This window comes from Rhizobium sp. YTUHZ044 (assembly GCF_051123975.1).
Lineage (GTDB): Bacteria > Pseudomonadota > Alphaproteobacteria > Rhizobiales > Rhizobiaceae > Rhizobium.
Window position 1 is genome coordinate 879,307 of record NZ_CP101426.1, and the last position, 23,192, is coordinate 902,498.

Below are 23,192 nucleotides of genomic sequence, written 5' to 3' on the forward strand. Positions count from 1 at the left end.
CCTTCTCCCCGTAAACGGGGCGAAGGGGATATGCCGCACTGGCTTCCCCTATCTTCGACGTTGCTTTGGGCACGTCGCCTCTCCCCGCGTGCGGGGAGAGGGTTAGGTGAGGGGCAAGGGCAAGGGCGTGGACAGATGTCTTCAATAAGGCGCCGCCACCGGCCCCATGCCGACGTAAACCGTCTTCAGCTCGGAATAATGCTCCAGCGCCGCCAGCGAATTCTCGCGGCCGAAGCCCGATTGTTTCGAGCCGCCGAAGGGGATCTCGACCGGGCAGAGATTATAGGTGTTGATCCACAGCGTGCCGGCCTCCAGCCGGTCGACGACGCGGTGGGCGCGGGTGAGGTCGGCGGTGAAGACGCCGCCGGAGAGGCCGAATTCGCTGGCATTGGCGCGGCCGATCACCTCGTCCTCATCGTCGAAATCGAGCACCGACATGACAGGCCCGAAGATCTCCTCGCGGGCGATCGTCATGTCGTCGGTGACATCGGCAAAGACCGTCGGCTGCACGTAATAACCTTCGCCCGAGACATTGTTCGGAATGCCGCCGCCGGCAATCAGGCTTGCGCCTTCGGCCTTGCCCTTTTCGATATAGGCGATCACTTTCTCGCGCTGCGCCCAGGAAACCATCGGGCCGATCTGCGTCGCCTCATCCATCGGGTCGCCGATCATCATCGCCTCGGTGCGCGCCTTCAGCCGCTTCAGGAACTCCGTCTTGATCCCCTTCTGCACGAAGACGCGGGTGCCGTTCGAGCAGACCTGGCCGGTCGAATAGAAATTGCCGAGCATGGCGCCGCCGACCGCCGAGTCGAGATCGGCGTCGTCGAAAACGATGAGCGGCGACTTGCCGCCGAGTTCCATGGTCACATGCTTGAGGCTGCCGGCCGCAGCCGCTGCCACCCGGCGCCCTGTTGGCACCGATCCGGTCAGCGACACCTTGGCGACGTCGGTATGGTTGACGAGCAGCGGCCCGGTCTCGCGGTCGCCCTGGATGACGTTGAAGAGCCCCTTCGGCAGCCCCGCCTCGTGCAGGATCTCGGCGATCTTCAGGGCGCCGAGCGGCGTGTTTTCCGACGGCTTGAATACCATGGCATTGCCTGAGATCAGCGCCGGGGCCGCTTTCCAGCAGGCGATCTGCTGCGGATAGTTCCAGGCGCCGATGCCGACGCAGACGCCGAGGGGGACACGCTTGGTATAGGCAAAATCCTGGCCGAGCGGGATATGAGAGCCGTTGAGCCCGGCCGGCGCGACGCCGCCGAAGAATTCGAAGGCGTCTGCGCCCGACGTCGGGTCGGCGACGATCGTCTCCTGGATCGGCTTGCCGGTATCGAGCGTTTCCAGTTCGGAAAGCTCGCGGTTGCGCTCGCGCATGATCTCGGCGGCGCGCTTCAAGATGCGGCCACGCGCCATCGGGCTCATTGCCGCCCATTCCGGCTGGGCGCGTTTGGCCGCCGCGATAGCCTGTTCGACGATCGCAGGCGTTGCCGCATGCAGCCGCGCGATCACCTCGCCGGTGGCAGGATAAAGGCTCTCGATGACAGTGCCATCGCTATCCTCGACATATTCGCCATCGATGAAGTGCGAGGCTTTTGGCTGGGCTTTCATGTCACTTGTCCTTGGGGCGTTCGATGTGGTCGTTTCTTTTCCCCTGGGCAGAAGGGGAGGTGGCGGCGAGCAGCGCGTTCAGATAGTCTTCCGTCAGCGCGATCGAGGCTTCGATTCCGATCGGCGCCGATTTCAGACTTTGCCTGATATAAAGCCCGTCGATCATCGCCGCAGCGCCCTCGGCGATGCGTTCTGCGGCGTCGGCTGGCAGCAGCGCCTTGAGATCGGCGAGCAGGTTGGAGCGCAGCCTGCGGGCATAGATCACCAGGAAGCGGCGCGTCTCCTCCGAACGCTGCGCTTCGGCGTAAAAGGCAAGCCAGGCGGCAATTGTATCGGGCGCGAACTGGTCGGCATGGAAGCTGACGCGGATGACGGCCGAAAGCCGCTCACGCGGCGTGCGCGCCTCCTTCAGCGCCGCCACCGTATCGCGGCGCAGCTGCCGGAGCAGCGAGCGGATCGTCTCGATCAGCAATTGCTCCTTGCTGCCGAAATAATGATGGGCAAGCGCCGGCGAGACGCCGGCCTGGCGGGCGATATCGGACATGGTCACGGCGAGCGAGCCGTGATCGCCGATCACCCGCAGCGCCGCATCGACAAGCGCCTTGCGGCGCACCGGCTCCATCCCGACCTTGGGCACGCCCGCTACCTCCTGAAAACGAGGCCCATCTTATTTTTGATTGACTGATCAATCAACAAAAATCTTAAGCGAATTGATTTGGCTCACATCTTTTCCGGAAGAACTGGGGCAACATATTCAAATGATCAGGAGGTGTGCTATGACCAGCGTCTTCAATGATATGCCCGAATCCTCGCTGCGATCGAAATGGGCATGGTTCCTCGGCCTCGGGGTCCTGCTTCTTATCTGCGGCCTCATCGCTCTCAGCAATCTGTTGATGGCGACCGTTGCTTCGGTCTTTTACGTCGGCATGCTCATGCTGGCCGGCGGCGTCATCTATCTCGTCCACGCTTTTCAGCTGCGCCGCTGGGATCAGGTGCTCTTCTGGGCTTTGAGCGGCGTGCTTTACGTGCTTGCCGGCATCTGCGCCTTCGTCAATCCCATTTTCACCTCGGCGGCCTTGACCCTGTTTCTTTCCATTGCGCTGCTCGTGGCCGGCCTATTCCGTCTCTGGGTCGGGATGCGCATGCGACCGCTCAAGGGTTGGCGCTGGATCGCTATCAGCGGTGTCATAACGGCGCTTGCCGGGTTTGTCATCGCGCTGGGCTGGCCGGTGAACAGCCTCTGGGTCCTTGGCCTCTTCCTGGCCGTCGACCTGATCGTCCAGGGATGGACGATGATCGCCTTCGGCCTTGGCCTGCGCAGTTGAACGGCGATGGGCCTTTTCTTTTTTGACAAGGGAATGGCGGGGGATTAGACTTTAGGGATTAGAGCCGTCCGGCATCTCCGGATGCTTCCGGTGCGAATGCACCAATGGCACCGGCGCAAGCGCCTGGAATGCCGAAAATGGTCATGCGTCCCCCAAAGGCAGGGTACTGCCTGAAGAAAAAAGGGAGGAAGTCCATGCCGATGGTCACCGTTTCCATCTCTCCGCAACAGGCAGCGGGCATCCGTGCCGCCGTCGACACGGGTGGTTACGCCTCGAGCAGTGAGGTCGTCCGCGAGGCGCTGCGCCTCTGGGATACCGCCCGCAAGCTCGGCGAAATCAAGGCAGATCTCCTCGACGACGAGAGCGTCGCCTCCGGCGGCAGATGCGTCGCCGACATGTTTGCCGATCATGAGGCGCAGCGCAGTCGCTCCGCCTGAATAAGCCAATGCTTGTAATGGGGAATTCGAATTCACGCGCAACGCGTGCCGGCGAGCCGCGTCTTTCACAAAACTTTCATATTGGCGAAAGGGTTCGTTGATCCTTCTGCGGCAGGTTCCTGACCAAGAAGAACAAGTCGCAGTGGAGATCGGCCCACAATGAACACTGCAATATCTTTGGCTGGCGCCGTCGAGCCTGGCGTGCTGCGTCGTTATGCGAGCGATCAGATTGTAACCCTTGCCAAGCTCGTGGTCGAAAACGCCTTCCAGCCGATCGTCGAAGCCGGCACCGGTACGGTGTTCGGTTACGAGTCCCTCATGCGCGGCCAGGAACGCATCGGCTACGACAAGCCGGCCGATATTCTCGACGAGGCGCATCGGACCTGTCAGCTGCTGCAGCTCGAACAGATGGTTGCCAGCCGCGCGCTCGCCAAGTTCGCGACGCTGTCGAATTTCTCCACCTCGACGCTGTTCCTCAATCTTGACGTCCGGCTGATCCCCGATGGCGAGCGCCTGGTGGAGAGCCTGCTGCAACATTTGCGAACGGCGAATATTCCGCCGTCCTCCATCTGTTTCGAATTCTCCGAGCGCTTCGACAATACCAGCGTGCCGGAATTCGCCGCCCTGGTTTCAAAGTTGCGGCGGGCCGGCTTCAAGCTGGCGATCGACGATTTCGGCGTCGGTCACGGCGAGATGAAACTGCTTTGCGATTATGCCGTCGACTATCTGAAGATCGACCGCCATTTCGTCGCCGAGATCGACCGCAGCGCCCGCAAGCGTCATCTGCTGAAGAGCATCGTCAACATCGCCCATGTGCTTGGCACGCGCGTCGTGGCCGAAGGCATCGAGACCGAGGCCGAATTCATCGCCTGCCGCGAATATGGCGTCGATCTCGTCCAAGGATGGTTCATTTCCCGGCCGACCACGCACATGTCGGAGCTGGCGCCGTCCTTCCCGCATCTGCAGGAACTCGGTAAGAGCAAGCGGGCGAGCCAGTCGCTCGACGAAATCCTCATCCGCAAGCAGATCGAGCTCTTGCCGACGGTCTACGAAAACGACAGCATCGACAGCGTCTTCGAGCTCTTCCGCCGCAATCCGCGCCAGGCCTTTTTTCCCGTCCTCAACGCCAATAGCGAACCGCGCGGCATCATCCACGAGCAGCACCTCAAAGAGTATATTTATCAGCCCTTTGGCCGTGACCTCCTGAAGAACAAGATGTATGAGCGCAGCATCTCGCATTTCGTCGAGATGGCGCCGATCGTTGGCCTCGACAGCGATGCCGAGCAGCTGATGGCGATCTTCGCCAATATGGAGGGCAGCAACTGCCTGATCCTGACCGACAATATGCGTTATGCCGGCGTTGTTTCCGCCGCTTCACTGATCAAGGTCATCAACGAGAAACAGCTGAAGACCGCCCAGGACCAGAACCCTCTGACCGGCCTCCCGGGCAATCGCGCCATCCGCGACTTCATGCGCCAGTCCGGCCGCGACGGCGATGAGGTCCGCCATTTCTGCTATTGCGACTTCGACAACTTCAAGCCGTTCAACGATGCCTACGGCTTCCATCTCGGCGATCATGCGATCTCGCTCTTTGCCGCGCTGATGCGCCGCTATTTCTTCGCCGAGCGCCATTTCCTCGGCCATGTCGGCGGCGATGATTTTTTCATCGGCGTCGTCGGCTGGACGAAGGAGGAGCTGACCGAGATCCTCGACCGGCTGATCAGCGATTTCCACGACGACGTGCTCGATCTTTATTCCGACGAGCACCGCGCCGCCGGCCGCATCCTCGGCCACGACCGCACCGGCACCGAGGCCCTGTTCCCGCTGATGCGCTGCTCGATCGGCGTTCTCGAACTGCCGGAAGGCCTCGTCATCGACGATATCAACCGCGTCAGCGCCGAGATCGCCGTCATCAAGTCGGCCGCCAAGGAGAGCGATGAGGGCCTTGCCTTCCATTTCCTGGGCGAGGCGAATTGACGCCCTTGCCGCTTGCAGCCTTCCCAAGCCGGCCGGGCTGATCTATTCCGAACCTTCGGGATCAGGAGGGTAGCGCCATGTCATTGCCTCAGGAAATGCGTTTCGTTGATCTCAAGTCCTTCGGCGGACCGGATGTGATGGTGATCGGCAAGCGTCCGCTGCCGGTCGCCGGTGAAGGCGAGGTCCTCGTGCGCGCAGAGGCGATCGGCGTCAACCGTCCCGACATTGCCCAGCGTCAGGGCAGCTATCCCCCGCCCCAGGATGCGAGCCCGATTCTCGGGCTGGAACTCTCCGGTGAAATCGTCGAGGTCGGGCCTGGCGTCAGCGGCTATGCCGTCGGCGACAAGGTCTGCGGCCTCGCCAATGGCGGCGCCTATGCCGAATATTGCCTCCTGCCATCAGGCCAGATCCTGCCTTTTCCCAAGGGATACGATGCTGTAAGAGCCGCGGCGCTTCCCGAAACCTTCTTCACCGTCTGGGCCAATCTCTTCCAGATGGCCGGACTGACGGAAGGCGAGAGCGTGCTGATCCATGGCGGCACGAGCGGTATCGGCACAACTGCGATCCAGCTCGCCCGCGCCTTCGGCGCCGAGGTCTATGCCACGGCCGGCTCGATGGAAAAATGCGAGGCCTGCGAAAAGCTCGGCGCCAAACGAGGGATCAATTATAGGAGCGAGGATTTCGCCGCGGTGATCAAGGCCGAAACCGGCGAGGGCGTCGATATCATCCTCGATATGATCGGTGCCGCCTATTTCGATCGCAACATCGCCTCGCTTGCTAAGGACGGCTGCCTGTCGATCATCGCCTTCCTCGGCGGGGCCGTCGCCGAAAAGGTCAATCTCTCTCCGATCATGGTCAAGCGCCTGACGGTCACCGGCTCCACCATGCGCCCGCGCACGGCCGAGGAGAAACGTGCCATCCGCGATGATCTACTCTCCGAGGTCTGGCCGCTGCTTGAGGCCGGCACGGTCGCCCCGGTCATCCACAAGGTCTTCGCCTTTGAGGACGTCGTCGAGGCGCACCGGCTGCTGGAGGGCGGCAGCCATGTCGGCAAGGTCATGCTCACCGTTTGAGGTCAGCTTCGGACCAGCATTCGTGCGCAAGGTGAAGTTGATCCTGGCTGTCTGTGAGTCTCCGGGGTCGTTGAACAGTCGTCTGATCGAAACTTGGCCCCGAAACTGCGCATCCCGATGTGGCGTTGCTTGCGCGTTGTAAGGTCCCTACGAGGAATACAATGGCTCTATTCCACGCCTGCCCCATCTGCCGCAGCAGAATTCCGCTTTTCGTACCGCTTCCGCGCTACTACATCGACAAGGCGGTCGAACATGGCTTTCCCTATCGCATCGATGAATTCGAGACGATCAACCATCAGGCCTATAGCTGCCCCAATTGTCATTCGACCGATCGCGACAGGCTTTACGCGCTGTTCCTGACGCCGGTGTTCCAGCGGCTCGACCAGGCAAAGGCCGTGCGCTTCCTGGATATTGCGCCGGGCCGGGCCTTGAGCTTCTGGCTCAAAAGCCACCCGCACGTCTTCTACCGCAGCTGCGACATGCATATGCCGGAGGCAGACGACAAGGCTGATATCCATAACCTGCCCTATGCCGATGAGAGCTTCGACTTCGTGCTTTGCTCTCATGTGCTCGAACATGTCGACGATCCGGTGCGTGCCACCGCAGAAATCCGGCGTGTTCTCAAGCAGGACAGCGTCGCCATCCTGATGGCGCCCATCTGCCTGTCGATCGAAGACACCTATGAAAATCCCGAGGTGACGACGCCGGAAGGCCGCTGGGCGCATTTCGGCCAGGATGACCATGTGCGCATCTTCTCGAGGTCCGGCTTCATCGACGTGATCCGGCGCGCCGGTTTGGCGGTCCAGCAGATTCCGGTCACCGATTTCCTGACGCCCGACGTTTGCGATACCTATGGCATCGGCCGCGGCTCCGTCCTCTATCTCGGCGTGAAGCAGGAGGTTGTCCAGCAGGAGCCGGAACCGGAGCGCAACGTCGCCTGAGAGCACGGAAATCATTCAGTCGTGAAAAGGCGCCCCGAAACCGAGGCGCCTTTTCAATTCACCTGTCTCTCAGGGTTATCGCCGTCGCAATCGCGATGATGCCCGGCAGCGCCATCAGCAGATAAAGCCAATGCGCCGCCAACAGTGCTCCTGGCACACCGCCCGGTTCGACGAGGCCGGCGCCATTGGCGATGAGCCCGGCAAAGGCGGCACCGAATGCCCCGCCGAGCGAGCTCATCGTCGGGATTGCCGCCGAGGCCTTGTCCTGTTCGTTGCTGGCGACGAGCTTCAGCACCACGGCGACGAGATGCGCCCAGCCGAGACCGAGGCCGAAGCCCATCATGAACATGGCGGCCGCCGCCGGCATGATGAGCGGCAAATCCCCCTGCGGATTGTCCTTGGCGAGAAACAGGGCCAGCGAACCGGTCGCCGCCGTCTCGATCAGCGCGCCGGCGACGATCGCCAGATAGGCTTGTCGGCCGCTGAACGAGCTGCCGAGGGCCGTTCTCCTCGGCACCCTCGTCGACCAGCTTGGGGCGGGAGCGCTCGACGCCGTCATCTCCGCCCGCGAAACCGAGACGCTGCAGCGCTATCGCCACGAGCTCGAAAACGCCGGCGAGCTTGCCGCTCGTGCCGAGGGCCTGGCTGCGATCCGCACCCGTGAGGGTTACATGGCCGACAGTTGGCGGGAGGCGGACGGCTCCTTCATGCTGGTTGAAAATCACTGTCCGATCTGCGCGGCGGTCACCGCCTGCGCGGCTTCTGCCGCTCCGAACTCGAAACCCTCCGCGCCGCCCTCGGCACCGACGTCGAGCGCGGCGAAGATAACCTTGCCGGCGCCCGCCGCTGCGCCCACCGCATCATGGCGCGTTAGATTGAGGCGCGGCGATTGAACCGGTCGTGTGCCCTGCGCCGCCTGCAATCAGGCCGGCTGCCGCGCCTGCCGCCTGCTGCTTTCCAGATGGAGCAACGCCCCAATCGCCGCCAGACCCGCGCCGGCACCGACGAAGGCGGTGCCGGAATAATCGGTGAGCGATGTTCCGAAGGCGAAGAGCCCGGCGGCGATGCCGGTGCCGATGAAGGTGTTGAGCGAGAGCAGCGAGGTTCCGAGCCCCGGCCGGTCGGCGATCAGGTCCTGCAGATAGGTGATCGGCACGCTGAGGATTGCCGCCGCGCCGCAGGCGTTGACGAGCAGCAGCGCATAGATGTGCCAGGGCGCGGACGCAAATCCGAGCAGCAGCAGATAGGCGCAGTAGATCAGCGCGCCGAGGGCGAGCACATGCGCGGTGCGGAAGCGCCGCTGCGCCACGCCCCACATCATCATGAACGGCATTTCGAGAAGCGCCGTCAGCCCGGCGATGAAACCGACGTCGGCGACGTTTCCGCCCGCCGCACGGGTGATGATCAGCGGCAGAAGCATGCCGTTCAGCCGCTGCAGCGCGAACAGCAGCGCCATGATGAAGACGCGGATCAGCACGTTGGGCATGAAGATTCGCTTCAGCGAAGCGAGGAAACCGACCGGATCCGGGGGAGGGCCGGCGCTGCCGTTGCCGGGGGCGAAGAAGAAATACAGGCAGAAGCAGGTGCAGCTGGCGACCGCCGCGATGCCATAGGCAGGCGTCATCGATGGCGAGTTGACGAGATAAAGGCCGATCAGCCCCGGCGCCAGCGCCCAGGAGCCGGAAAACAGCGCCCGCACCGTTGCCGTCACCGCAGCGCCCTCGCCACGCTCCATCTGGTTGGTCCTGGCGCGCAGGCTGGCGAAGAGCAGCGAATAGGTGGAGCCGCTCATCGGCACCAGCAGCAGCGTCGAAAAGATGAAGATTGCCGGGCTGTGGATGATCGCGATCGATCCGAAGCCGAGCATGCCGGCCACCGAAAGCGAGAGCACCAGCGGCCGGCGCTCCTTCAGCCTGTCCGACCAGATGCCGAGCGTCAGACTCGTCGCCACGTTGACGATCGCCGAAAAGAACACCAGCGCCGAATAGGCGCCGTTGCTCAAGCCGAGTTCGTTGATCCCGATGATCGACTGGTAAGGCACGGTCGAAGCATAGGTAAAGGCAAGCGCGACGAGCGTCACGGCGGGAATGCGGATCCTGTTGTCGCGCAGGATGAGGGAAAAGCTGGATGACATGGGGGCGGTTCCTGACGCACCACTCTTAGCTGCATCCCACACATCAGGAAAACGATAGTTTTCGATCGCATGCGTCAGTTTCTGTGATGAGTATTGCGATGAGGCGATCGCCGTCCGACGGAGTTGCTTGGTCGAGCCCCGGGGGTGGATTCCAGGCTCAAGGCCTGGAATGACGGAGGGTAGGGGCTCGACCGGCAGAAGGCGCGACTGTCCGGACGGAGAATTGGCGCAGCCACTTGCTACTCCGCCGTACGTCACGTACTTGCCGCGCGAAACAGGCCGCCCCAACCCCGTTGGCTTTCGCGCCCTGACGCGTTATGCCTGCCCATCCCGCCAGCATCCGGATGAGAGCCCATGACCAATCCTGTAACCATTGAAGTCACCCGTGGCCTGCTCGTGGAAAGTCGTCATCGCGGCGCGGTGGCGGTCGTCGATGGCGACGGCAGGCTTGTCTTTTCGCTGGGCGACATCGACGCCGCGGTTTTCCCGCGCTCGGCCTGCAAGGCGATGCAGGCGCTGCCGCTGGTGGAGAGCGGTGCGGCCGATGCCTATGGCTTCGGCGACAAGGAGCTGGCGCTCGCCTGCGCCTCCCATAATGGCGAGGACGAACATGTGGCGCTTGCCGCCTCGATGCTGTCGCGTGCCGGCCGGAATGTCGAAGCGCTGGAATGCGGCGCCCACTGGTCGATGAACCAGAAAGTCCTGATCCATCAGGCCCGCACGCTCGACGCACCGACGGCGCTGCACAACAATTGTTCCGGAAAACATGCCGGCTTCATCTGCGCCTGCTGTCACCGGGATATCGACCCGAAGGGTTATGTCGGCTACGAGCACCCGCTGCAGGTCGAGATCCGGGCCGCGATGGCAAGCCTGACCGGCGCCGTGCTCGGCGCCGAGAGCTGCGGCACCGACGGCTGCTCCATTCCGACCTATGCCGTGCCTTTGCGCAGCCTGGCGCAAGGCTTTGCCAGGATGGCGACCGGCACCGGGCTGGAGCCGGTGCGCGCCAAAGCATCCCGCCGCCTGATCGAGGCTTGCATGGCCGAGCCCTTCTATGTCGCCGGCTCCGGCCGCGCCTGCACGAAACTGATGCAGATCGCCCCCGGACGCATCTTCGTCAAGACAGGCGCCGAGGGTGTCTTCTGCGCTGCGATCCCGGAAAAGGGCATCGCCATGGCGCTGAAATGTGAGGATGGCGCCACCCGCGCCGCCGAAGCCATGGTGGCGGCCGCGCTCGCCCGCTTCTTCGAGACGGAAGAGACGGTGCATGCCGCTCTGATGGCCTTTGCCGCAGCCGCGATGCGCAACTGGAACGGCATCCATGTCGGCGATATCAGAGCGACCTCCGTCTTCTCGGCATGATGCCGAAATCGGTTCGCGGTTTTCGCACGACATCCTGCCCTGACTTTTTAGCGAATGATTAGGCTGCAGTGATTGTACCGTTGAGATCGCGATAAGGCTTCAGCCGCTCGGCCGTCATCTCCGTCGGTACGATCAGTCCTGCCACCTCGGCAATGCCGAGCACTGGGCAGGGCGAGACGAGGTCGAACTTCTCCTCCGTCAGCAGCACATGCGTTTCGGCCGAGCAGCGAGCGATGTGCCGCTTGATCGCCGCTTCCTCGAAATCGCCGGTGGAAAGCCCGTGCACGGGGTGGGCGGCGGTGACGCCGAGGAAGAACAGATCGGGGCGAAGCTGCGAAATCGCCGCCATCGCCGCAGCGCCCGTTGCCACCATCGAATGTTTGTAGAGCCGCCCGCCGGCCAGGATCACCTCCGCCGTCGGATGGTGCTCCAGCTCGGCGGCGATCGTCGGACTGTGAGTGGCAACTGTCAGCGCCATATCGCGCGGCAAATGCCGGGCAATCTCGGCGGTCGTCGTGCCGCCGTCGAGGAAGACCATCTGCCCCGGCTTGACCATCGCAGCCGCCTTAGCCCCGAGCCGCGCCTTGTTCTCGGACGAGACGCTGGCCCGCGCGGTAAAATCGGGCAGATCGGGCGCAAGCGGCATCGCGCCGCCATGCACGCGTTTCAAGAGCCCCTCCGCCGCCATTTCCCGCAGGTCACGCCGGATCGTGTCTTCTGAAAGCGAAAAATCCTCGGCGACACGCTTGGCGATCACCTGGCCGTCGCGGCGCAAGATGTCGAGGATCAGGGTCTTGCGCTGCGTCGTCAGCATTGTCTCTCCGCACGAAAATTCACGAGATGGCATGATATTGCATGAAATGACTCGACATTCAAGAAATATCGTGCATTTTCAGGAAATCCCGTGCATGAGGCCGGGAGTGCTCGCGCAGAAGCGGAGCGATGGAGTTGATCATGTTGATTTTGATTGCGGGGCCTTATCGGTCCGGAACGGGCGACGACCCGGAGAAGATGGCCGCCAACCTCAAGCGGCTTGAGGAACCATCTTATGCCTTGTTCAAGGCCGGCCATGTGCCGATGATCGGCGAATGGGTGGCGCTGCCGATCTGGCACGCCGCCGGCGGCAGATCGGTCGGCGACGCCCTCTACGAGGAAATCTTCCATCCGGTCGCCGGCCGGTTGCTGCAGCTCTGCGAGGGCGTGCTGCGCCTGCCGGGCGATTCCAAAGGCGCCGACAACGACGTGCGCATCGCCAGGGAACGCGGCATCCCGGTCTGGCACCGGCTGGAGGATGTACCGGGCTGCGGGTGAGAGCGGGGGTGTTGCCTCTCACCCTGACCTTCTCCCCGTTTTGACGGGGAGAAGGGACGTGCCAAACGCAACCTCGAGATAGAGGAAGCGGGTGCCCCACACCCCTTCTCCCCGTCAGAACGGGGAGAAGGGGTGGCGGCAGCCGGATGAGGGGCGGCAGCAAGGCACGCCGGCAATCGCCCGCAAACCATCGATCTCCCCGGTTCCGGCGCACCAATCCCCGCGCTATAAGACGTGCCGAAAGGGAGTGGACAACCATGCTGACATTATATTACGCGTCCGGAACCTGCGCGCTCGCAAGCCTTATTGCCCTGGAAGAATCCGACCTTGCCTTCGAGACTAAGAAGCTCAGTTTCCGCGATGGCGAGCAGCGTTCGCCGGACTATCTGAAGATCAATCCGAAGGGACGGGTGCCGGCGCTCGTCACCGATCGCGGCGTGCTGACGGAAACGCCGGCGATCCTCGGCTTCATCGCGGAAAGCGCCCCGGCCGCCAAACTCGCGCCGCTCGGCGATGTCTTCGAAATGGCGCGGCTGCAATCCTTCAACAACTATCTCTGCTCGACCGTGCATGTGAACCACGCCCATCGCCCGCGCGGCTCGCGCTGGGCCGACGATCCGGCGGCACTCGAGGCGATGAAGGCCAAGGTGCCGCAGAATATGGCCGATTGTTTCGGGCTGATCGAAGAGACGATGTTCAAAGGCCCGTGGGTGATGGGCGAGACCTATTCGCTGGCCGATCCCTACCTCTTCGTCATGACCGATTGGCTGCCGGCCGACGGCGTCGATCCCGCCCGCTTTGCAAAGGCAAGCGACCATCACGCTCGCATGCTGCAGCGCCCCGCCGTCCAGCGGGCGCTAGCCTTCGACCGGGGCTGAGGGGCCGGCATATAGAGCTCGTCCAGTTGCGCAGGTTCGGTCCTTGCCGTCCCGGTCGGCCAAAGACATCAGGAGATCGGCGTCGGCTTGGATTCTTGGCCCTCGCTTCGGCCGCATCGGTAAGGTTGTTGTCCCAGACGGGGCCGCCGAGCAGATCGTCGATGAGTGTCGGGTGAGCCGGCGCGCAGGGTGTCGTAATCGTGGGCCGACAGCACGACGGCCACGCGTTCGCCGCCCAGTGTGACGAATTGCGGCCCGTCGTCGCGCCTTGCGCACCACTTCCGATAGTCGGTTTCTCGCGTCCGGCAATCGCCATTCCATCATCCGCCCCCCAGTTGTGCGAGTATTCATGCTACGCCGGTCGGGGCGCCATCTCCAGCCCGATTACCCGCCAGCCCCTTGGTATCTGCGGGTGGCGTAGCGCCAGTGGGCGATGGCGAGCAGCACCCAGATGGGGCCGGCGGCGAGCGCCACCGGCCCGGCCCAGTCGCCGAGGATCGGGATTGGTTTGCCGAGCAGGGCGCCGACGGGAACCGAGCTGGTCAGCGCCAGCGGAACGGCGGTGATGAGGATGATCTGGATGCTGCCGGGGAAGATGTTGAGCGGGTAGCGCGTCAGCTCCCAGAAACCGAAGAAGATCGAGAACAGGTGGTTCGACCGCACCCACATCAGCGCCGTCGCGCCGATCATGGTGATCATCGCAGCGGTGAGCAGTGTCGCGCTGACGATCGCGACCAGCAGGAACGCCACGGACGGGGCCGTCCAGATGAAGTCGACCGACAGGACGGCCCAGCAGAGCAGCGGCACCGCCAGGATGATGTGGCCGGCATAGCCGACATTGAGGCCGGAGAAGACGAGATAGGCCCAAGGGCTGAACGGCTTGACCAGGAGTGTGTCGTAGGTGCCGAGCCGCACCAGCTCCTCGAGGTCGCGCAATTGCACGAAGCTCATTGCCGCACCGAGAGAGTAGGCGAGCAGCTGGAAGCTGAAGAGCAGCGCCAGCTCCGGCCAGGTCCAGCCGCCGAGCGTCTGGAAGCGGGCCAGCAGGATGCCGATGGTGGCGAAGACGCTGCCATAGGAGAGGATCTGCGCAAGCCGGTCGAGCCAGAAGGCGCCGCGATATTCCATTTGTGAGCGCACATGCATGCGCACCAGCAGCGGAATGACGCGCAGGTGATGGATGAGCACGATCAGCCTCCCTGCACGGTGATGCGGCGCGAGGCCAGGCGCCACAGCCAGAGCACGCCCAAAAGGAACAGACCGGCCCAGCCGAGGCCGAGGCCGAGATGCAGCAAGGTGTCGGCCACTGAGAGCCTGCCGAGATAGACGGCATTGGGATAATAGACGACCCAGGCGAAGGGCAAGTGGCGGGCGATCGTCGCCAAGGGCTCGGGGAAGAACCAGAAGGGCACCAGCAGGCCGGAGAAGAGATGCAGCAAGGCGCCGAGGATCCAGTCCAGCGAGAAGCTCGTCATTAGCCAGAAGGCGATCAGGCCGAAAAGCGCCGACATCAGGAAGATCAGCGCGAAGGACAGCGCCCAGAAGGCGATAAACATCAGGCCGTGAAACAGGCTTGCCGGCGCCAGCATGCCGTAGAATAGGGCCGTGAAGGTGATGGTCGGGATTACCTGCGTCGCCAGTCGGTAGAAAAAGCTGCCGCATTCATTGGCGAAGAGATAGAGCGGATAGGAGAGCGGCTTCAGCAGCCAGACGGCGATATCGCCTGTTTTGAGCGAGCGGCCGATCTCGCCGATGACCCTTTCCGGGCGGGTGGCGCCCATGACAGCGCCGCCGAGCAGGGCGTAGGTCACCATCTGCTGCAGCGAAACGCCGTCGACGACGGTCGCGCCGACGCCGGCATAGACGGCGAGCCAGATGGCGACGCGAGCGACGACCTGTACAAGCTTGCCGAAGATGTTGGCCCAGACCTCGTTGCGGTAGGCGAGCTGCGCGTGAAAGGAGCTGCGGGTGAAGGCGAGATAGGCGCTCATGAGGCCCTGGCCCTGGCGTTGCGACCCTGGTAGAAGGTGCGGATGACTTCTTCGATGTCAGGCTCGTGCAGCGCCACATCCTTGAGATCGCGGTCGCTGCCGACCTCCGAAAGAATTTTGACCAGCGACACGTCTTCGCGCTCGATCAGATATTCCTTACGCAGGCCCTCGTCGTTGACGAGCGACGCCGTGCTGAGCCGCAAGGGGCCGGGGTCGCTGGCAAATTCCAGCGTCAGCCGCCGGGCCGAGCCGAGGGCGGCGCGCAGGCTGCGCAATTCGCCATCGAAGATCAGCCTGGAGTGATCGACCATGATCAGCCGCGGGCAGATCGTCTCGATGTCCTGCAGGTCATGGGTGGTGAGAATGATGGTGACGCCGCGTTCGCGGTTGATCTCGGCGAGGAACCGACGCACGGCATCCTTGGCGACCACGTCGAGCCCGATCGTCGGTTCGTCGAGGAAGAGGATCTTCGGATCGTGCAGCAGCGACATGACGATCTCGGCGCGCATGCGCTGGCCGAGGCTGAGCTGGCGCACCGCCCGGTCGAGGAAGGGCGAGAGATCGAGCAGCTCGCTGAAGTGACGCAGATTGTCCGCATAGCGGGAAGCCCGGATATCATAGATGCGCTGGTGCAGGGTAAAACTGTCGATCAGCGGCAGGTCCCACCACAGCTGGCTGCGCTGTCCGAAGACGACGCCGATCTCGCGCGCATTGTCCATGCGGGAGAGATGCGGCGTGCGGCTGAGCACCGAAAGCGTGCCCTCGCTCGGCACCAGAATGCCGGTCATCATCTTGATCATCGTCGATTTGCCGGCGCCGTTCGGGCCGAGATAGCCGACGGCCTCGCCGGCCGTAATATCGAAGCCGATATCGGAAACGGCCTGAACCTCGGTATATTCGCTCGTCACCAGCGTCTTGAAGGCGCCGAGCAGGCCCGGAAATCTCTTGTGCTGCCGGAAGCGCTTGCTGACGCCCCGTGCTTCGATCAAAGCCGGCATGTCTATTCCCTCGGATGTGATGCGAGCCGACTCGGGCGGCGATGGGGCTTGCGACACAGGCTAGCGCGAAGTGAGATTCGTGCAAAGACAAGTTGAGTTTCGACCGATCGCTTCGGCCTTGTGTCGCCACCACCTTTGACCGATCCCCGCCTGCGCTACATTGAAGGCATGGAAATAATCTGCGCCTTGCTCATCGTCGCTGCAGCCATCGCGATCATCGTCCTTGCCGGCCGATGGAACGCCTCGGATGCCGATCACTATATGGGCTTCGGCAATCTTCGTTCGCGCCGCAGGCGGCAGCCCGGCGACGATGATACGAAAGAGGAATGAGGCGCCGTTTCGAAGGCCGTCTTCGGTCGGGCGCCTCCGCAACGGCGGTCAGTGTGCCTGGCGCTGCGAACACTGACGCAGGATCGTCGCCGCATTGTTCGGCATCGGCCGTTCGACGCGCCGGTAGACGCTGCCGTCGCGCGTCCGGCGCATCAGGCCGAGGTCACAAAGTTCCCGACGCAGCAAAGCGTGATCTCCAAACAGGTGCCTGTCGCGAAGAAGAGCATTGACTTCTTTTTCGGACATATCCCTCGCTGAGGGAATATACGACCAGAGAATCCAAAGCGCCGTGATCTGATCCATGCGCCGCGAGGGCCAGCGTATCAGGCGAAGCTCTTGGTCGAACCTGCGTTGAACACGGTCGATATGCTTTCGGTCGACCGCGGGGTCGGCGACAGGCGCCGCTGTCGGGGGGAGGGCCTCGCTGTCAACGAGATCAGTTTGCGCCCGCAGGCTCTGGAAATTGCCGTAACCGGCAGCCCGTGCCAGCATGTTCAAGAACTGGAGGTGAGAGGGAAGCCCCTCATGGGCGGAGAGCTGCAGGCGAAGCGACTTGGCAAATGCGGAGGCATCGCTCACCTGGAGCGGGATGAGTTTTCTGGACATGACCTATCCTTTGGTCGTGCCGTTCCGGATGGATTATCGGTGATCGCCCTTCCGACATGGCACGGGATCGGTGTCCATATCTCAGTCATTGTCAGGTTTAGCGTGTTCCGGAGAACGGCGATGCCTGGGTGAACTGCAGACCCGATGCAGGAATTATCACCGCGCCCTCGATATTTCAACGGTCTTCACGCTCCGTGGCTCCGGCCGGGCGATAGCCTTTTGCGGGGCGGGGTCCATTCGCACGGGCCAAGCACGCAGGTCTCTTCTCCACAGCTACGGGTTTCAGCTTGTCGGCCATGACCGGAACAAAGCAGGCGGTCTGGATGTTTGACGCATGCTCTGCGGCATCTGACGAGTTGTGCGACATGGCCAAATTTGCTCGGGGAGATCACGTCACCTGGAATTCGGAGGCCGGGCAGGTCTCCGGCCACATCATTGCGATCCGCACCCGAGATTTTGACTACAAAGGTCATCGCCGCCGCGCCACCGAGGCCTCACCCCAATAAGAGATCAAGAGCGACCATATCGCTGCCCATAGGGAAGATGCATTGCGGAAGGTCAAAGGAGGATAGGATGAACCCGAAAAGCACGTTGAGCATTGCCGGTCATCCGATCCACCCGATGTTGATCCCGTTCCCCGTCGCCGCCTTCGTCGGCACGCTTGTTGTCGACATCGTCTACGCCAGATCGGGCGATCCGGCCTGGGCAGTTGCGACCAACTGGATGCTCGGCGCCGGCCTTGTCATGGCGGCGTTGGCGGCAGTTGCCGGCTTGATCGACTCTTTCGGCGACAGCCGCATTCGCGACCTGCGCGACGCCTGGTTTCACATGATCGGAAACGTCATTCTCGTCCTGATCGAGGCCTTCAACCTCGGGCGGCGGCTGGCCGAAGGCGGGGACTTCATCGTCCCGACCGGATTGGTGCTGTCTTTGATCGCTACCGCCCTTCTTCTGTTCAACGGCTGGAAAGGCTGGGAAATGGTCTATCGCCACCGCGTCGGCGTCAGCGAGGATCCGGCCAATCCGACGAGATAATGAACGGCATCCCATCCAACGCCAGCATGTCCGCCCCATCCTTCGAGGCCCCCGCAGGGGCACCTCAGAGACTCTCTTGACTACCGGCGCTTGCTGCTCTGAAAATCATCATTGCGGCCGAGGCGAACGGCGAGACACCGCTCGAATTGATCGAGGGCTGGTCTCGCTCCATCGCTCGGCTTGACGCGTCAAAACCGGCGCATGCGCAATGTCGAGAAGAATATGATCATCGAATTGACGGCCCATGATTTCAACGCATTGCTGAAAGGTTTCGCGCCTGTAAATACCAGCCTGGTTTCCGATAGCGCCATCGCGCCTCCTGAGGTCCTGGAGATGCTGGCCAGGATTGCAGCAGAGATCGCCGCCCAATTCATCCCGTCGGCCTGGATGATTGTGGAGGCGACCGAAATCGTCGGGCTGTGCTCCATCATTCGCGCACCTCAGAACGGCGAAATCCACATCGGCTATGGGATCGCGCCCAGCCGCCAAGGACGTGGATCCGTCACGCGCGCCATAGGAGAATTGCTGGAATGGGCGCGGCAGGATCCGCGCGTAACCCTCGTTTCGGCCGATACGGCCATGGAAAACATCGCTTCGCAGCGTGTCCTCGAACGAAATGGCTTTATCCGCACCGGCGAGCGCATCGATCCTGAGGACGGTCCGGTGATTTGCTGGCAGGCATCTGCCGTTTAACGGACGCCGGCATAAGGCAAATTAGCAAATGCGCGGGAGCGGTGCTCACGCGCATTTTGCCAGCGGCGACCTGCCCTCGGCATGCAAACCGCTCTCCGCTCCCAGCGGCAGATCGGCGATTTCGCGCAGCGACATGCGTTGGACCTCGGGATGCCGAAGCGGGTCGTTCTTCCAGGTCGGGTCGATTTGCGCGCCCGCCGCAACGGCGGGCTTCAAGAAAAACTTCAGCCACGACATGGCAAGCCTCGCATTCTCCAGCGACGCGGAAAGGTGACCACCCGGCCGCTGGTGCCAAATAACCCTCTCCCCCTCACCGCGTCGTCGCCGGTCGAGTGGGATCCCTCTATGCTTATAATGTCTGCCTGCACCGGTGCTTTTTCAATTGAGATTACCGCGGCGGCGTTATAGGAAAACTATATGAAGAACCTGAATAGCGTCCATCTCAACGGCCTCAGGGCACTGGAGGCCGTCGGTCGTCTTGGCTCGCTGCAGGCGGCCGCCGACGAGCTCGGCGTTTCGGTCGGCGCGGTCAGCCAGCAGGTGATCAAGGCCGAGGCGCAATTGGGGCAAGTGATCTTCGAGCGCACCGCCCGGGGCATGATCGCCACCGAAGCCGCCCGTCCGGTGCTCACAGCGCTCGACGAGGGCTTTGCCCGCCTTTCGGCGGCAGTCTCGATCGCAAGCCGCAAGGACGATACGATCCTGACCATCTCGGTGGCGCCGGTTTTCGCCGCCCGCTGGCTCGTCCATCGGCTTCATCGCTTCGCCAAACGTTACCCCGACATCAAGCTGCGGCTGGATGCGACGACCAATCTCGTCAATCCCGCGATCTCAGACGTCGACATCGGCATCCGCGTCGGCGCCGGCAAATGGCCCGATGTGAAGGCCGAGTTGCTGCTGGAGCAGGAGGTCTTTCCTGTTTGTTCGCCCGAGATGGCGGCCAACCTGAAACAGCCTGCCGACATCCTCGCTTTGCCTGCCATTATCGATGGCCCGGCCATGTTCAGCTGGGAAGTCTGGATGAGCGAGGCCGGACTGTCGGGCGCGACGCTTGCGACGCGCCACGTCTTCAACGACGCCTCGCTCTGCCTCGACGCGGCGATCGCTGGCCAGGGCGTCATGCTCGCCTGGCAGACGCTTGCCGCCTTTGCGCTGGCCGAAGGCCGGCTGGCAGCGCCGTTCGGCATTCGCGCGAAAACCGGCTTCGGCCATTATTTCGTGACGGCCGAAGGCACACGCGAGCCGAAGAAGGTCAAGGATTTCAAGGCCTGGATCCGCGAGGAAATGGCCGGCACGCTGGCGCTTTTTCGGTAGCGTTAAACCTCGATCGGCTCCTTGCTGCGGGCCGCCTGCATCGCCTTGTAGGCCGGGCGGGACTGGCAGCGTTCGATCCAGGCCTTGATGTTCGGATGCGCGTCGAAAAGATCCGCCTCGCTCTGGGCATAACGCAACACCTCGGCGATGTTGAGATCGGCGACGGTGAAGCGATCGCCGACGATCCACTGCCCGCCAGCGAGGTGACCTTCGAGCGCCGCAAGCGGCCGGCGCAGCCCGTAGCAGGCGGCGGCGATCGTCTGCTTGCCGTCGTCGCTGTTCTCAAGCCCGTTATCATAGGTCAGGACGATCCGCACCGAATGCGGCTCGACCTGCGAGGCCGCCCAGATCGTCCACATCGTCAGCAATCCGTCCTCCTCGACGGTTTGGCCGGAAAGCTGCCCGCCATGCTTGCGCGCGAGGTAGAGATTGATCGCCAGCGACTCGTGCATGATGAGGTCGCCGTCGCGAATGCTGGGGATCTGCGCCATCGGGTTGAGGGCGGTGAACTCGGGCGAATGCGTGTTGAGCGGCGCCTCTTCGGCGAGCGGGTCGGCAAGCCGCCTGGCCTGCAGCACGGGCACGGAGCGGAATTCGAGCCCGAGCTCCTCCGCAATCCAGTAGACGCGCGAAGCGCGCGATCGATAGACCCCATAGATTGTCAGCATGACGATATTCCCTCGCTGTGTCGCAGGAACCGTAGACGCCGGATCACCCTCGGAAAAGTCCTCGCCGCTGATGGGACGATGAAAGCTTTTGATGCGGCCGGGACCTTCCCGACCGGATCGAGCACAATTGGGAACAATGAGAGAGCCGGCGGGTTGGACCCTGAGATTGGCGCCCTCGCGGCGCCGAAAAGCGATGAGCCGCGTGCGCAGCGCGGGCCAGGCAAAGGAGGAACTCATGACGGGCAAGAAGACGCATGAACAACAGCTTCGTGTCATCGAGAAACGCGAGAAGACCGCAAATGCCGGCGAGGATTTCGACGCCGGGGCGGATCTGCAACGCAATGAGCAGGCGAAGGAAGCCTATCGCAAAGGCAATGATCTGAAGGCCGATCCGGACCTCCGCAACGACGACCGGGCCATGACGCGCGGCCGCAATCAGGAGAGCGAGCATAAAAAGGGAAGCGGTCGTCCCTGACGATGACGGAGCCCCGAACATCAAGGAGCCCCTTAGAAAGGAGAATGTCATGACTTTGACATTGATCAGCAAGGCTTTTGCCCAGGATCAGCCGATCCCGAAGAAATATGCGCGCGCCGGCGAGAACCTCTTTCCGCCCCTTACCTGGAGCGGCGCCCCCGAGGAGACCAGGAGCTTTGCTCTGGTGGTTGAGGATCCGGATGCTCCGCATGGCACGTTCCGCCATTGCGGCATTGCCAATATTCCCGCTGAGTGGAGAGCCCTGGCCGAAAGCGTCGATACGGCGCCGGAGCAGGCGCCGCGCTTCTACAAGAACGATTTTGGCAATGCCCGTTACGATGGCCCGCAGCCGCCGGCAGGCGATCGCCCGCATCACTACATCTTCCGCCTCGCGGCCCTCGACGTGCCGAAGCTTTCTACGCCGGATGCCGCCGGTATCAGCGCGATGTGGGCGGAGGCAAGGAAACACGCATTGGCGGAAGCGACCGTCACCGGCACCTATCAGACGCACTGAGCAAAGGCGGAGCCGCGTGTCAGGACACGCGGTTTCGCTCAACGGTCAACTGCGCATAGGGTGCGCCGCCGCCCGCCATTTCAGCGGAGACTTGTCTGTCCCACTCAAAACCGAGGACCGCCCCTTCGCCAACCTCCTGGAAGATGTTGTCGGTGATGACGGCCGTGCCTGCCCCCTCGGCGACCGAGACGGCGCATCCCACAGGCGCCTTGCGCACCACATTGCCGCTGACGACGACATTTCTGAGATAAGGCCCCCATCCGATCTGCAGGCCCCAGCGTGGCGCGCCCTCGATCACATTGCCGGACACCAGCGTATCGGCTTCCGCCGCAATGCCGATGCCGAAGCCGACCTCGTGCTTGTAGGGGCCTTTCAGCGTCAGGTTGCGCACGACATTGCCGGTGACGCTCGCGAGCCGTCCGCCCTCGTCGAAATTGGCGATCGAGATGCCGTTTGCCGCGCCGTCAACCATATTGGCGGAGACGACGGCGCCTTCGAAGGCGAATTCGACATAGATTGCCGTCTCGCCGGAGCGCCGGCACTGGTTGCTGCTGATCTGGATATTCGAGGCCGAATTGGCGCGGATGGCGGTAAAGGCGCAGTCGGAAATCTGGTTGTTCACCACCATCACCCCGTCGGCGCGAAAGACATTGATGCCGTTGCCGTTCTGGCCGGTGCCGCCGTCGTTGGCGCGGATGTTGAAAATCCGGTTGCCGGAAACGACCGTGCCGTCCTCCGCCTTCTTCCAGCGATGCACGAGGATGCCGCCATTGCCGCAATTCGAGACCGTATTGCCCGTGATCGACAGATTGGCGGAATCGACGGCGTAGAGCCCTGATTGGGCGGCGCCCGAAATGCGGCTGCGTTCGATCCGACCGCCGCAGCGCTCCAGTTGCAGGCCGTGTTTGCGGCTGCCGCCGATCTCGCAATTGTCGATCAGCACCTCGTCGACGCCGGTAAATTGCAGGAGCCCGCCGGCGTAATCGCCGAGCCAGCGGTTGCCGCCGTCGATGACGAGATTGGAAAGCTCGATGCGCCTGATGTTCTCGGCCGCAAACAGATGGCCGTCGCCGGTATAGACGATCCGCGAGGCGCCGGGCACGCCTGATATGCGCGTATTGTCGGGCAGGGTGAGGTTGGAGATCTTATAGGTGCCGGGCGGCAGGAAGACCGGCACGTTCTCGGCCGCCGCCTGCCTGATCATCTGCTCCAGGTTGCGGGTCTTGCGGTCGCCGCTTTCGGGAGCGGCGCGATATTCCACTGCGTCGATCGCGCCGCGCAGATCGGGCTGGCTGGCAGCTGTCAGCGGTGAGGCAAGCGCGCGCGATGTCCCTCCCGCAAATGCGGAGGCGGCGAGAAAGAGAAGCATGTCGCGGCGAAAGGGCATTCCGGGCTCTCCTGTCATGACGCGCCCGTAGCAGAAAACGTGCCAACCCGCCTGTCTTCTTTTGGCACAGGCCCTTCACAGCCGTTCAAAATTCTTGTTGCGGCGGAGGCCGATTGCAGGATCTCGCCGCTTATATTG

General features: G+C 62.9%; 25 protein-coding genes and 4 pseudogenes. 16 read left to right on the forward strand and 13 right to left on the reverse strand.

The features are described 5' to 3' along the window. Positions 1-141: 141 nt before the first annotated feature. Together betB and betI are read right to left on the reverse strand one after the other, a co-directional pair. Positions 142-1,605 (reverse strand): betaine-aldehyde dehydrogenase, encoded by a 1,464-nt coding sequence (gene betB, locus NL154_RS04235; RefSeq protein WP_210628708.1) that lies wholly within the window; start codon positions 1,603-1,605, stop codon positions 142-144. Position 1,606: 1 nt separating this feature from the next. Continuing rightward, positions 1,607-2,242: a transcriptional regulator BetI gene (betI, locus tag NL154_RS04240; protein ID WP_434733649.1), complete on the reverse strand. Its 636-nt coding sequence runs from the start codon at positions 2,240-2,242 to the stop codon at positions 1,607-1,609. A 139-nt stretch (positions 2,243-2,381) separates the two neighbouring features. Here betI and NL154_RS04245 point away from each other — a divergent pair, with 139 nt between their 5' ends. The 5 genes from NL154_RS04245 to NL154_RS04265 all read left to right on the forward strand — a co-directional run bounded on the left by NL154_RS04245 (position 2,382) and on the right by NL154_RS04265 (position 7,358). Continuing rightward, positions 2,382-2,930 (forward strand): HdeD family acid-resistance protein, encoded by a 549-nt coding sequence (locus tag NL154_RS04245; RefSeq protein WP_210628706.1) that lies wholly within the window; start codon positions 2,382-2,384, stop codon positions 2,928-2,930. Positions 2,931-3,124: 194 nt separating this feature from the next. After that, positions 3,125-3,367: a ribbon-helix-helix domain-containing protein gene (locus tag NL154_RS04250; RefSeq protein WP_210628705.1), complete on the forward strand. Its 243-nt coding sequence runs from the start codon at positions 3,125-3,127 to the stop codon at positions 3,365-3,367. A gap of 159 nt (positions 3,368-3,526) precedes the next feature. After that, a complete protein-coding gene (locus NL154_RS04255) occupies positions 3,527-5,344 on the forward strand; it encodes a GGDEF domain-containing protein (RefSeq protein WP_434733650.1) in 1,818 nt (605 codons plus the stop codon). Positions 5,345-5,421: 77 nt separating this feature from the next. After that, entirely contained in the window at positions 5,422-6,417 is a 996-nt protein-coding gene (locus NL154_RS04260; RefSeq protein WP_221146820.1) for an NAD(P)H-quinone oxidoreductase, read from the forward strand. 161 nt (positions 6,418-6,578) lie between these two features. Continuing rightward, on the forward strand, positions 6,579-7,358 hold the full coding sequence (locus NL154_RS04265) for a class I SAM-dependent methyltransferase (protein WP_434733651.1): 780 nt from the start codon (positions 6,579-6,581) through the stop codon (positions 7,356-7,358). A 58-nt stretch (positions 7,359-7,416) separates the two neighbouring features. Here the strand turns inward: NL154_RS04265 and NL154_RS04270 are convergent. Continuing rightward, positions 7,417-7,857: pseudogene (locus tag NL154_RS04270) on the reverse strand (MFS transporter); the annotation flags it as partial. Between the two features lies 1 nt (position 7,858). Here NL154_RS04270 and NL154_RS04275 point away from each other — a divergent pair. Then, positions 7,859-8,232, forward strand: a pseudogene (locus NL154_RS04275) (helix-turn-helix transcriptional regulator); the annotation flags it as partial. Between the two features lie 48 nt (positions 8,233-8,280). Here NL154_RS04275 and NL154_RS04280 read toward each other — a convergent pair. Beyond that, positions 8,281-9,492 (reverse strand): MFS transporter, encoded by a 1,212-nt coding sequence (locus tag NL154_RS04280; RefSeq protein ID WP_221146822.1) that lies wholly within the window; start codon positions 9,490-9,492, stop codon positions 8,281-8,283. A 354-nt stretch (positions 9,493-9,846) separates the two neighbouring features. On the opposite strand from NL154_RS04280, the gene NL154_RS04285 reads away from it, so the two are divergent. Further along, positions 9,847-10,854 carry an asparaginase gene (locus NL154_RS04285; RefSeq protein ID WP_210628700.1) on the forward strand — a complete coding sequence of 336 codons (1,008 nt, stop codon included), beginning with the start codon at positions 9,847-9,849 and terminating at the stop codon, positions 10,852-10,854. 58 nt (positions 10,855-10,912) lie between these two features. On the opposite strand, the gene NL154_RS04290 is transcribed toward NL154_RS04285, so the two are convergent. Then, the gene (locus tag NL154_RS04290; protein WP_210628699.1) at positions 10,913-11,668 is read right to left on the reverse strand and encodes a DeoR/GlpR family DNA-binding transcription regulator; all 756 of its coding nucleotides are present in this window, start codon (positions 11,666-11,668) and stop codon (positions 10,913-10,915) included. Positions 11,669-11,808: 140 nt separating this feature from the next. Between NL154_RS04290 and NL154_RS04295 the strand changes: the two genes are divergently transcribed. Further along, positions 11,809-12,165 (forward strand): hypothetical protein, encoded by a 357-nt coding sequence (locus NL154_RS04295; RefSeq protein WP_064692660.1) that lies wholly within the window; start codon positions 11,809-11,811, stop codon positions 12,163-12,165. A 257-nt stretch (positions 12,166-12,422) separates the two neighbouring features. Further along, on the forward strand, positions 12,423-13,043 hold the full coding sequence (locus NL154_RS04300; protein WP_210628698.1) for a glutathione S-transferase family protein: 621 nt from the start codon (positions 12,423-12,425) through the stop codon (positions 13,041-13,043). A gap of 82 nt (positions 13,044-13,125) precedes the next feature. Here the strand turns inward: NL154_RS04300 and NL154_RS04305 are convergent. The 4 genes and pseudogenes from NL154_RS04305 to NL154_RS04320 all read right to left on the reverse strand — a co-directional run. Continuing rightward, a pseudogene (locus tag NL154_RS04305) lies at positions 13,126-13,364 on the reverse strand (type II toxin-antitoxin system Phd/YefM family antitoxin); the annotation flags it as partial. Between the two features lie 63 nt (positions 13,365-13,427). Next, a complete protein-coding gene (locus tag NL154_RS04310) occupies positions 13,428-14,231 on the reverse strand; it encodes an ABC transporter permease (RefSeq protein ID WP_210628697.1) in 804 nt (267 codons plus the stop codon). Positions 14,232-14,233: 2 nt separating this feature from the next. After that, positions 14,234-15,034, reverse strand: a complete 801-nt coding sequence (locus NL154_RS04315) for an ABC transporter permease (RefSeq protein ID WP_221146824.1) — start codon at positions 15,032-15,034, stop codon at positions 14,234-14,236. Continuing rightward, complete coding sequence (locus NL154_RS04320) at positions 15,031-16,032, reverse strand: ABC transporter ATP-binding protein (RefSeq protein WP_221146825.1); 1,002 nt, start codon at positions 16,030-16,032, stop codon at positions 15,031-15,033. Before NL154_RS04320 ends, NL154_RS04315 begins: the two co-directional genes overlap by 4 nt. A gap of 186 nt (positions 16,033-16,218) precedes the next feature. Between NL154_RS04320 and NL154_RS04325 the strand changes: the two genes are divergently transcribed. Next, entirely contained in the window at positions 16,219-16,362 is a 144-nt protein-coding gene (locus tag NL154_RS04325; protein WP_434733652.1) for a hypothetical protein, read from the forward strand. A gap of 48 nt (positions 16,363-16,410) precedes the next feature. Here NL154_RS04325 and NL154_RS04330 read toward each other — a convergent pair whose 3' ends face one another. Continuing rightward, positions 16,411-16,968, reverse strand: a complete 558-nt coding sequence (locus NL154_RS04330; protein WP_210628693.1) for a DUF2087 domain-containing protein — start codon at positions 16,966-16,968, stop codon at positions 16,411-16,413. Positions 16,969-17,333: 365 nt separating this feature from the next. Here NL154_RS04330 and NL154_RS04335 point away from each other — a divergent pair. The 3 genes and pseudogenes from NL154_RS04335 to NL154_RS04345 form a co-directional block, all read left to right on the forward strand. After that, positions 17,334-17,471 (forward strand): annotated as a pseudogene (locus NL154_RS04335) (DUF2945 domain-containing protein); the annotation flags it as partial. Positions 17,472-17,541: 70 nt separating this feature from the next. Then, positions 17,542-18,003 carry a DUF2231 domain-containing protein gene (locus NL154_RS04340; RefSeq protein WP_221146826.1) on the forward strand — a complete coding sequence of 154 codons (462 nt, stop codon included), beginning with the start codon at positions 17,542-17,544 and terminating at the stop codon, positions 18,001-18,003. 201 nt (positions 18,004-18,204) lie between these two features. Beyond that, entirely contained in the window at positions 18,205-18,696 is a 492-nt protein-coding gene (locus tag NL154_RS04345; protein WP_210628692.1) for a GNAT family N-acetyltransferase, read from the forward strand. Positions 18,697-18,741: 45 nt separating this feature from the next. Here NL154_RS04345 and NL154_RS04350 read toward each other — a convergent pair whose 3' ends face one another. After that, positions 18,742-18,933, reverse strand: a complete 192-nt coding sequence (locus tag NL154_RS04350; protein ID WP_434733653.1) for a hypothetical protein — start codon at positions 18,931-18,933, stop codon at positions 18,742-18,744. A gap of 180 nt (positions 18,934-19,113) precedes the next feature. Here NL154_RS04350 and NL154_RS04355 point away from each other — a divergent pair, with 180 nt between their 5' ends. Then, positions 19,114-20,010, forward strand: a complete 897-nt coding sequence (locus tag NL154_RS04355; protein WP_221146828.1) for a LysR substrate-binding domain-containing protein — start codon at positions 19,114-19,116, stop codon at positions 20,008-20,010. Between the two features lie 2 nt (positions 20,011-20,012). On the opposite strand, the gene NL154_RS04360 is transcribed toward NL154_RS04355, so the two are convergent. After that, positions 20,013-20,678 carry a glutathione S-transferase family protein gene (locus NL154_RS04360; protein WP_210628689.1) on the reverse strand — a complete coding sequence of 222 codons (666 nt, stop codon included), beginning with the start codon at positions 20,676-20,678 and terminating at the stop codon, positions 20,013-20,015. Positions 20,679-20,913: 235 nt separating this feature from the next. Between NL154_RS04360 and NL154_RS04365 the strand changes: the two genes are divergently transcribed. Both NL154_RS04365 and NL154_RS04370 read left to right on the forward strand, forming a co-directional pair. Continuing rightward, positions 20,914-21,153 carry a hypothetical protein gene (locus NL154_RS04365; RefSeq protein ID WP_210628688.1) on the forward strand — a complete coding sequence of 80 codons (240 nt, stop codon included), beginning with the start codon at positions 20,914-20,916 and terminating at the stop codon, positions 21,151-21,153. A 49-nt stretch (positions 21,154-21,202) separates the two neighbouring features. Next, on the forward strand, positions 21,203-21,667 hold the full coding sequence (locus tag NL154_RS04370; protein WP_210628687.1) for a YbhB/YbcL family Raf kinase inhibitor-like protein: 465 nt from the start codon (positions 21,203-21,205) through the stop codon (positions 21,665-21,667). Between the two features lie 19 nt (positions 21,668-21,686). Here the strand turns inward: NL154_RS04370 and NL154_RS04375 are convergent, their stop codons facing one another. Continuing rightward, positions 21,687-23,054, reverse strand: a complete 1,368-nt coding sequence (locus NL154_RS04375; protein WP_221146831.1) for a TIGR03808 family TAT-translocated repetitive protein — start codon at positions 23,052-23,054, stop codon at positions 21,687-21,689. Positions 23,055-23,192: the final 138 nt, after the last annotated feature.